7 protein-coding genes are annotated in these 5,170 nt (G+C 69.0%); 4 read left to right on the plus strand and 3 right to left on the minus strand.

Going from position 1 to position 5,170, the window contains the following annotated elements; all coding sequences use genetic code 11:
* Positions 1-10: 10 nt before the first annotated feature.
* The 3 genes from RMO12_RS01310 to RMO12_RS01320 are packed head-to-tail and all read left to right on the plus strand — an operon-like array spanning position 11 to position 2,278.
* The gene (locus RMO12_RS01310) at positions 11-646 is read left to right on the plus strand and encodes a non-canonical purine NTP pyrophosphatase (RefSeq protein WP_309637924.1); all 636 of its coding nucleotides are present in this window, start codon (positions 11-13) and stop codon (positions 644-646) included.
* Positions 643-1,848 (plus strand): radical SAM family heme chaperone HemW, encoded by a 1,206-nt coding sequence (hemW, locus tag RMO12_RS01315; protein WP_309637919.1) that lies wholly within the window; start codon positions 643-645, stop codon positions 1,846-1,848. Before RMO12_RS01310 ends, hemW begins: the two co-directional genes overlap by 4 nt.
* Before the next feature lie 16 nt (positions 1,849-1,864).
* Positions 1,865-2,278, plus strand: coding sequence for a group II truncated hemoglobin (locus RMO12_RS01320; protein WP_309637920.1), 414 nt, complete (start codon positions 1,865-1,867; stop codon positions 2,276-2,278).
* A 115-nt stretch (positions 2,279-2,393) separates the two neighbouring features.
* On the opposite strand, the gene RMO12_RS01325 is transcribed toward RMO12_RS01320, so the two are convergent.
* From RMO12_RS01325 to radC, 3 genes are all read right to left on the minus strand, one after another.
* Positions 2,394-2,933, minus strand: a complete 540-nt coding sequence (locus RMO12_RS01325; protein WP_309637921.1) for a hypothetical protein — start codon at positions 2,931-2,933, stop codon at positions 2,394-2,396.
* Between the two features lie 379 nt (positions 2,934-3,312).
* Positions 3,313-3,975, minus strand: a complete 663-nt coding sequence (locus tag RMO12_RS01330; RefSeq protein ID WP_309637922.1) for a Smr/MutS family protein — start codon at positions 3,973-3,975, stop codon at positions 3,313-3,315.
* Between the two features lie 43 nt (positions 3,976-4,018).
* Positions 4,019-4,687 (minus strand): DNA repair protein RadC, encoded by a 669-nt coding sequence (gene radC / locus RMO12_RS01335; RefSeq protein WP_309624935.1) that lies wholly within the window; start codon positions 4,685-4,687, stop codon positions 4,019-4,021.
* A 70-nt stretch (positions 4,688-4,757) separates the two neighbouring features.
* On the opposite strand from radC, the gene RMO12_RS01340 reads away from it, so the two are divergent.
* On the plus strand, positions 4,758-5,170 hold a 413-nt coding region (locus RMO12_RS01340), incomplete at its 3' end, for an FKBP-type peptidyl-prolyl cis-trans isomerase (protein ID WP_309637923.1).

Raw genomic sequence — 5,170 nt, forward strand, 5'->3', positions numbered from 1 at the left:
GAATCCTGCGATGGCAACGCATCTGATCCTCGCGTCGAACAACCGCGCCAAGCTGGCCGAGCTCGAGCGCCTGCTCGCGCCGCTCGGCATCGCCGTGCAAAGCCAGGCCGAGCTGGGCATCGCCGAGGCCGACGAGCCGCACGCCAGCTTTCTCGAGAACGCGCTGGCCAAGGCGCGACATGCCGCGGCGGCCAGCGGGCTGCCCGCGATCGCCGACGACTCGGGCCTGTGCGTGGCCGTGCTCGGCGGTGCGCCCGGCGTGGGCTCGGCGCATTACGCCGCGCTCGAAGCGCCGGCCGGAGTCGATCGCGAAACCCGGCGCGCGCTGCAGGACGCGGCCAACAACCGGCGCCTGCTCGAGGCTTTGCGAGGCACGCGCGATCGACGCGCCAGCTTCGTCAGCACGCTCGTCGCGCTGCGCCACGCGGGTGACCCCGAGCCGCTGGTCGCGGTCGGCCGCTGGCCGGGTGAAATCCTCGACGCGCCGCGCGGCGCCGGTGGCTTCGGCTACGACCCGCTGGTCTGGATTGCTGCCCTCGGGCGCAGCGTGGCGGAGCTCGGTGCCGCGCAGAAAAACGCGCTCAGCCACCGTGCCCTCGCGGCGCGCGACATGCTGGCGTTGATGCGCGAGCACTGGCGGCCATGAGCGCGCCCCGTCCGATCGACGTGAGCGGCTTGCATCGGCGCGCAGGTGTGCTGCAGCTCGCCGCCTTGCCACCGCTGGCGCTGTACGTCCACCTGCCCTGGTGCCTGCACAAGTGCCCCTACTGCGACTTCAATTCGCACGAATTTGCGGGCGGCCCGCCGCCCGAGACGCGCTACCTCGATGCGCTGCGCGCCGACCTCGAGGCCGCGCTGCCGCTCGTCTGGGGCCGGCGTGTCATCAGCGTCTTTATCGGCGGCGGCACGCCCAGCCTGTTCTCGCCCGAGGCGATCGAGCGGCTGCTGGCCGACGTGCGCGCGCGCCTGCCGCTCGAGCCCGGCTGCGAGATCACGCTCGAAGCCAACCCCGGCACCTTCGAGCGCGAGCGCTTTCGAGCGTTTCGCGCCGCGGGTGTGACGCGCCTGTCGATCGGCGTGCAGAGCTTCGACGATGCCAAGCTTGCCGCGCTCGGCCGCGTGCATGACAGCGCGCAGGCCATCGCCGCGGTTGAAGAGGCACAGCAGGCGTTCGACACCTTCAACATCGACCTGATGTACGCGCTGCCCGGCCAGACCTTGGCCGACTGCGAGTCCGATGTGCGGCAGGCGCTGGCCTTCGAGCCGCCGCACCTGAGCGTCTACCACTTGAGCCTGGAGCCCAACACGCGCTTCGCGTTGCACCCGCCCGCGGGCCTGCCCGACGACGACGCGGCCTTCGAAATGCTCGACCGCATCACCGCGCTGACGGGCGGCGCGGGGCTCGCGCGCTACGAGGTGTCGGCCTATGCGCGCGCGGGGCACCGCTGCGTCCACAACCTCAATTACTGGAACTTCGGCGACTACCTCGGCATCGGTGCCGGTGCGCATGGCAAGCTCAGCTTTGCGCACCGCATCCTGCGCCAGACGCGCTGGCGCGAACCGGCCGCCTACATGGCGCACGCGCTCGAAGGCCAGGCGATTTCCAGCGAACACGAAGTGACACGCGACGAGCTGCCGTTCGAGTTCATGCTCAATGCGCTGCGCCTGAAGGACGGCTTCGAGCTGGCGCGCTTTTGCGAGCGCACCGGCCTGGGCCTGTCGGACATCGAGCACGGCCTGGAGGCGGCCGAAGCCAAGGGCCTACTCGAGCGCGACTGCAAGCGCGCCCGCCCGAGCGAGCGCGGCTTCGATTTCCTCAACGACCTGCAGGCGCTGTTCCTGCGCTGACAACCCGGTGGTGCCCATGTCCGGAATCCTCAAACTCGAAGAACGCGCCCCGCAGATCCTGTACGACTGGATCGGCGGCGAGACCGCGGTGCGCGCCCTGGTCGAACGCTTCTACGACTTGATGGAGCTAGAGCCCGCCTACCGCGAGCTGCGCGCGCTGCACCCGAGCACCACCGCGGGTTCGCGCGACAAGCTGTTCGCATTTCTCAGCGGCTGGCTCGGCGGGCCCGACCTTTACGTGCAACAACACGGTCATCCGCGACTGCGCGCCCGCCACCTGCCGTACTCGATCGGCGTGCTCGAACGCGATCAGTGGCTCGCCTGCATGGCGCAGGCGCTGCGCGAGCGCGAGGTCGATTCGCTTCTGGCCACACGGCTCGAGGCGTCGTTTGCCAACACCGCCGACTGGATGCGCAACCGCAGCGCGTGATCGGGCGGCATGACACCGGCACCGGGTCACCTCGGTCCTGCTGATGGCGCGAGCTTGGGTCTGCCCTGTTCCTGCATCACGACGAAACAGTCTCCGCGCTCCGCCATGCGCGCCATCAGTCTTTCTCAGGCAGGAATGCCCGGAACTGGAAACCGCCCGCGCCAAGCTGCTGGACGGTCAATTCGCCCTTCACGCCGCGGAATTCTCTCGTCCCGCCGGTAATCGTCTGCGGGTAGGTTCCACCCAGAACGAATCGCTTGACTGGGCCTGTCGTATCGAAGGCGCCGAGACCATCAAGCCGGAAATGCCAGTTCACGTAGGCCAGGTCGTCAGCTGCAGCCTGAGGCAGGTGCCCCCCGCTAAAGTCGCCGACCAAAGTGCCGTTGACGAAGAACGTTCCGATTTTGCTGCCGACATAGCTGGCGCAAGTCGCATCACCGGTACCGTCGCTGGGCACGGTGCCAGCGGGCAAGATCATGCCCGCGACGGTTAATTGATCGCCAATCTGCGGGGGGAAATGCGTGAGAACTGCATCGGTATTTGCATTGACACACACGTCATAGGCGCGTCGCGTCTTGCCATCGTTCGCGTATACCGATGAACTTGCAATCACGCTTGCAATCGCCAGCGTCAATCCAATCGTTGCTGTCTTCATTTCCGTCTCCTGGGGGTTGATCGAGTAGAGATAGCGCGAAGCGCACTAGCAACTTCTGCGCCGCAAATCCACGCATGCGTTCTGGTGGGTTCCAGAAACGAGGCCATGCCGTATGAGGAGCATCAGCCCACGGCACTATCAATTACCAGATCGTGAAGGTCAAGGCCCCCCTTTAGAGGGGGTCGGTGTCTGAACCCTCGTCAAGTCGTGTGGCGCCCGCCGTGGCTGTTGGTGCTGCCTGTCTTCGGCAACGGTCGTCGCCCCCCCGCAAGCGGCGTCAAGGCATCGACAGTGACCGCGAGCCCTGATGCCACCTGCCGTACGCGCCGCGACATCGACCCCGCCGCCGGTTTGAACGCACGGCCCAATCGCCAGACCTTCAGCCCGCCGAGGCGCTTGCCGGCGAGCCGAGCAGCACCACCAGCGCACCGGCTCCGCCTTCGGCCGCGCGCGCCTGCGCAAAGGCCAGCACCTCGGTCTTTTGCACCAGCCAGCCATGTACCTTGCCCTTGAGCACCGCCTGCTTGCCGGGCGAGCCGTTGCCCTTGCCGTGGACGATGCGCACGCAGCGCAGACCCTGCCGCGCCGTGTCGCGCAGAAAGCCGGCGAGGCGTTCGCGCGCTTCGTCGCGGCGCAGGCCGTGCAGGTCGAGCTGGGCCTGGATCGCCCAGCCGCCGCGACGCAGTTTCTTCACCACGTCGGGCCCGATTCCTACGCGCCGCCACGACAGCGACTCGTCGGTGTCGAGCAGCGACTCCACGTCGAAGTCGTCCGACAGCGCTTCGCGCAGCGCCGCGGCTTCGTCGCGCAGGCGTTGCAGCGGCACGGGCTCGGGCGGTGTGCGGCCGAGCAGCGCGCGCGCGACCGGCGCCAGCGGCGTGACCGGCCCCACCGTGGTGGCGAACAGCTCGCGCTCGCGGCGCGCGGCCGCCTCGCGGGCCGCGAGCGCGGCCTGCTGCGCACGGCGCTCACGCGCGGCCTCGTCGAGCCGGCGCTTGAGCGTCTTCAACTCTTGCAGACTGCGCAGGCGTGGCTTGTTCATGAGTGCACCCCGGCCGACGCGCGGCGTGCGGCCCGGCGGCCGCTCACAGCAGCCCCCGCTCGGCAAACGACACCACCGCGCCGGGCGACACGACGAAGTGGTCGAGCACGCGCACGTCGACGAGCGCGAGTGCCGACTTGAGCGTCTGCGTCAGCACCTCGTCGGCGCGCGAGGGTTCGGCCACGCCCGAGGGGTGGTTGTGCGCCAGCACCACTGCGGCGGCATTGAGCGTGAGCGCGCGCTTGACCACCTCGCGCGGGTAGACGCTCGCCTGGGCGAGCGTGCCGCGAAACATCTCCTCGAAGGCGATCAGCCGGTGCTGGCTGTCGACGAACAGCACCGCGAACACCTCGTGCTGCTTGCTGCCGAGCTGCAGCTGCAGGTAGTCCTTCACCGTCTGCGGCGTATCGAACACCGGCGCCGCACTCATGCGTGCGACGAAGGTGCGCCGGGCGATCTCGAGCACCGCCTGCAGCTCCGCGCGCTTGGCAGGCCCCAGGCCTTTGATGCCCGTGAGCGCCGCGCCCTCGGTGGCCAGCAGGCCCGCGAAGCCGCCAAACTTGTCGAGCAGCGCTTGCGCGAGCTGCAGCACGCCCTGGCCGACCACGCCGGTGCGCAGCAACAGCGCCAGCAGTTCGGCGTCGGCCAGCGCCGCCGGGCCGCGCGCGAGCAGCTTTTCCCTCGGGCGCAGCTCGGCTGGAAGGTCTTTCACGGTGCAATGCGAAAATCAAGGCAGTCTATCCAAGCGACTCCAGCGTCTCTCCAAACGAAAGGACGGCCCCTTGTCACGCGTTCACCCGGCATCCTTCCTCACGCTGCATTACCGGCTTGCCCGCCATGACGGCGCCGAGCTGATCAACACCTTTGGCGACAAGCCGGCGACCTTGTCGCTGGGCACCGGCGAGTTGGCGCCGGCCATGGAGGCGCGCTTGATCGGCCTGGAAGAGGGCGCGCACGAGAGCTTCGAGCTGGCGCCCGGCGAGGCCTTCGGCGCGCGCAACCCCGAGCTGCTGCAGCGCGTGGCCCTGGCCGTGCTGCGCGAGAACGGAGACCGCGACGAGCGCTACGCCGTCGGCGACGTGGTGCAGTTCCCCACGCCCGATGGCCAGGCCGTTTTTGCCGGCGTGCTGCGCGAGCTGGGCCCGAGCGGCGAGGACTGGGCGACGTTCGACTTCAACCACCCCCTGGCCGGCCA

The sequence above is a fragment of the Methylibium sp. genome, assembly GCF_031393925.1.
Lineage (GTDB): Bacteria > Pseudomonadota > Gammaproteobacteria > Burkholderiales > Burkholderiaceae_C > Methylibium.

Excerpts from the sequence above, each read along its gene's own strand:
- RMO12_RS01320 (WP_309637920.1), top strand. The coding sequence starts at position 1,865 with ATGTCCGGAATCCTCAAACTCGAAGAACGCGCCCCGCAGATCCTGTAC.
- RMO12_RS01325 (WP_309637921.1), bottom strand. The coding sequence starts at position 2,933 with ATGAAGACAGCAACGATTGGATTGACGCTGGCGATTGCAAGCGTGATT.
- hemW (WP_309637919.1), top strand. The coding sequence starts at position 643 with ATGAGCGCGCCCCGTCCGATCGACGTGAGCGGCTTGCATCGGCGCGCA.
- RMO12_RS01330 (WP_309637922.1), bottom strand. The coding sequence starts at position 3,975 with ATGAACAAGCCACGCCTGCGCAGTCTGCAAGAGTTGAAGACGCTCAAG.
- RMO12_RS01310 (WP_309637924.1), top strand. The coding sequence starts at position 11 with ATGGCAACGCATCTGATCCTCGCGTCGAACAACCGCGCCAAGCTGGCC.